This is a genomic window from Streptomyces sp. SID3343 (assembly GCF_009865215.1).
Classification (GTDB): Bacteria; Actinomycetota; Actinomycetes; order Streptomycetales; family Streptomycetaceae; genus Embleya.
The window spans coordinates 1-2615 of record NZ_WWJX01000473.1 but is presented as its reverse complement, the minus strand read 5'-3'; the positions used below and the strand labels follow the sequence as shown (position 1 = coordinate 2615).

Annotated in this window: 2 protein-coding genes and 1 pseudogene; 1 reads left to right on the top strand and 2 read right to left on the bottom strand. The window is 73.3% G+C overall.

The window, feature by feature from the left end:
• Window positions 1-101: 101 nt before the first annotated feature.
• Window positions 102-1589 carry a PLP-dependent aminotransferase family protein gene (locus tag GT354_RS15300; protein ID WP_161356865.1) on the bottom strand — a complete coding sequence of 496 codons (1488 nt, stop codon included), beginning with the start codon at window positions 1587-1589 and terminating at the stop codon, window positions 102-104.
• A gap of 169 nt (window positions 1590-1758) precedes the next feature.
• Between GT354_RS15300 and GT354_RS15295 the strand changes: the two genes are divergently transcribed.
• Complete coding sequence (locus tag GT354_RS15295; RefSeq protein ID WP_237534925.1) at window positions 1759-2328, top strand: hypothetical protein; 570 nt, start codon at window positions 1759-1761, stop codon at window positions 2326-2328.
• A gap of 70 nt (window positions 2329-2398) precedes the next feature.
• Here the strand turns inward: GT354_RS15295 and GT354_RS15290 are convergent.
• A pseudogene (locus GT354_RS15290) lies at window positions 2399-2615 on the bottom strand (amidohydrolase); the annotation flags it as partial.

Here is a 2615-nt window from a genome sequence, read left to right as displayed (position 1 = left end):
TGTCCTCGTACCGAGTTGTACACGCAGCCGCCCCGCCCGCGCGAACGCGACCCTCGGGCGGGCGGCGCAGTCGCCGCGCCCGCCGCGGCCCGCGCGTGCCGTCAGGCCAGGCACGTGGCGTTGCTGTAGCCGCTGTAGGCCGTGGTTCGGGTGCGTTGGGTCTCGCCGACCGCGGCGGCGAGTCGGCGGATGGCCTCGACGAGGGTGGCCGGGTCGTGGGCGTAGGGCAGGCGGACGTGGTGTTCGAAGGCGCCGTCCGTGCCGAAGCGGGTGCCCGCGGCGATCCGGACGCCGTGTCGGGCCGCGGTCTCGGTGAGGGTCAGGCTGGAGGTGTTGTCGGTGCGCACCCACAGCGACAGGCCGCCGACGGGCATGGTGAAGGACCAGGTCGGCAGGTGTTCGGCGAGCGCGCCGGCGAGTGCGGCGCGCGCGGTGCGCAGCGCCGGCAGCCGGGTGTCGAGGATGGCGTCCTCGTGGTCGGTGATCAGGTGGTGCGTCACGAGTTGGTCCAGGACCGGGGCGCCGACGTCGAAGGACGCGCGGGTGGCGGCGATCCGGCGCACCAGGTCGGGGGTGGTGCGCACCCAGCCGATCCGCAGGCCGCCCCAGAAGGTTTTGGACGTGGAGCCGATGGTGACGACGTTGTTGGTCCGGTCGAACGCGGCGGTGGGCAGCGGTCGGTCGGCGGGGTCGATGTCGAGGGCGAGGTCCTGGCAGGTCTCGTCGACGATCAGCGTGGTGCCGGTGTTGCGGGCGAGGTCGACGAGGGTCGTGCGGATGGCGGCGTCGGCGAGGTGCCCGGTGGGGTTTTGGAAGTCGGGGATCAGGTAGGCCAGGCGCGGGGCCGCGGTGCGCAGCGTGTCGCGCCAGGTGTCGGCGTCCCAGCCGGTCTCGGTCATCGGGACGGGCACGACGCGGTTGCCGGCCTGGCGGATCGCGTCGAGCACGTTGGCGTAGGTGGGCGACTCGACGGCGACGCGGTCACCGGGTCCGGCCAGGGTGCGCATGACGAGCGTGACGGCGGCGAGGGCGCCGGGGGTGACCAGGATCTGGTCGGGTGTGGTGGGGACGCCGCGGCGGGTGTAGCGCTGGGCGAGGGTGTCGCGCAGGACCGGGAGGCCGCCGGGCAGGTAGCCGTGGCCGGTGGTGTAGGTGGGCAGCGATTCGACGGCGTCGGCGACGGCGCGGTGCAGGGCGTGGCCGGGGCCGGGCAGGGCGGCGACGCCCAGGTCGATGACGCCGGTGGTGGTGCTGGGGCTGAGGCCGAGGCTGGGGATCTCGGTGTGGCTGCCCGGGAGGGTGGTCCAGCTGCCGGATCCGCGCCGGCTGGCGAGGTAACCGTCGGTGCGCAGGAGTTCGTAGGCGGCGGCGACCGTGGTGCGGCTGATGCCGAGCCGGTCGGCGAGGCCGCGTTCGGCGGGCAGGCGCGCGGTGAGCGGGATCCGCCCGTCCAGGACCAGGGCGCGGATGCGGTCGGCGAGGGTGCGGTACGCCGGCCCGGTTCGGCCGCTGATCGAGGTGGTCGTGTTCCAGGGGTGCAGGAGGTCGGCGAGGCGGGTGCTGCTGACGGTCAGGTGAGGCGCGCTCATCAGTCCACTCCTGTCGAATTGGCTATGGAAGTGTGATCCGGTCTCGGTGATTCTTCCACCGTTGGCTTTTTCTGTGCAGTCCGGTGGGCAAAGAGGGAACACAGTGGCTTGGTCTTGGATTCGGCGAGTGGTCCAGTTGTACGCGGGACTCGCGCTGTACGGGTTCAGCATGGCGTTGATGGTCAAGGCCGGTCTGGGCCTGGACCCGTGGGACGTGTTCCATCAGGGCTTGGCGGAGCACACCGGTTGGCGCTTCGGGATCACCACGATCGTGGTGGGGGCCGCGGTCTTGCTGTTGTGGCTGCCGATGCGCCAACGCCCGGGCGTGGGCACGGTCAGCAACGTCTTCGTGATCGGGATCGCCGTGGACGCGGCGCTGTCGTGGTTGCCGTCCCCGGATCCACTCGCGTGGCGGGTGACGTTCATGCTCTCCGCGGTGGTGCTCAACGCGGTCGCGGGCGGCGCGTACATCGGCGCGCGCCTGGGCCCGGGCCCGCGCGACGGACTGATGACGGGGCTGGTGCGCCGGACCGGCCGCTCGGTGCGCTTGGTGCGCACCACCATCGAGGTCACGGTGCTCGCGGTGGGCTTCGTCCTCGGCGGCTCGATCGGCCTGGGCACGGTGGTGTACGCGCTGGCGATCGGGCCACTGGTCCAGGTCTTCCTCCCGCTGCTGGCCGTCCCGGAACACCGTCCGACCCGGCCGACGGCGCCCCCGGCCCCGCTCCCGGCGACGTAGCGCCCGCCGGCGAAGATCGCGCGGTCGCGGGGCCGAGGGCCGCACTCTCGCCCCCTCGACCGCGCGATCGTCAGGGCGTGGTCTCCAACGCGCCGTCGAGTTCGTACACCGTGGCGCCGCGCACGCTCGTGCGCAGGCAGCGCGGCAGGGGCAGGGCGGGGTCGAGGTCGGGCAGGCCGGGGGTGCCCGAGCGCGGGTCGGTGGACCAGCCGGAGAGGCGGCTGTCGGGGGCCTGGACGACGAGTTCGGTGGTGTCCCACACCGCGTAGGACGCCGGCGCGCCCGGC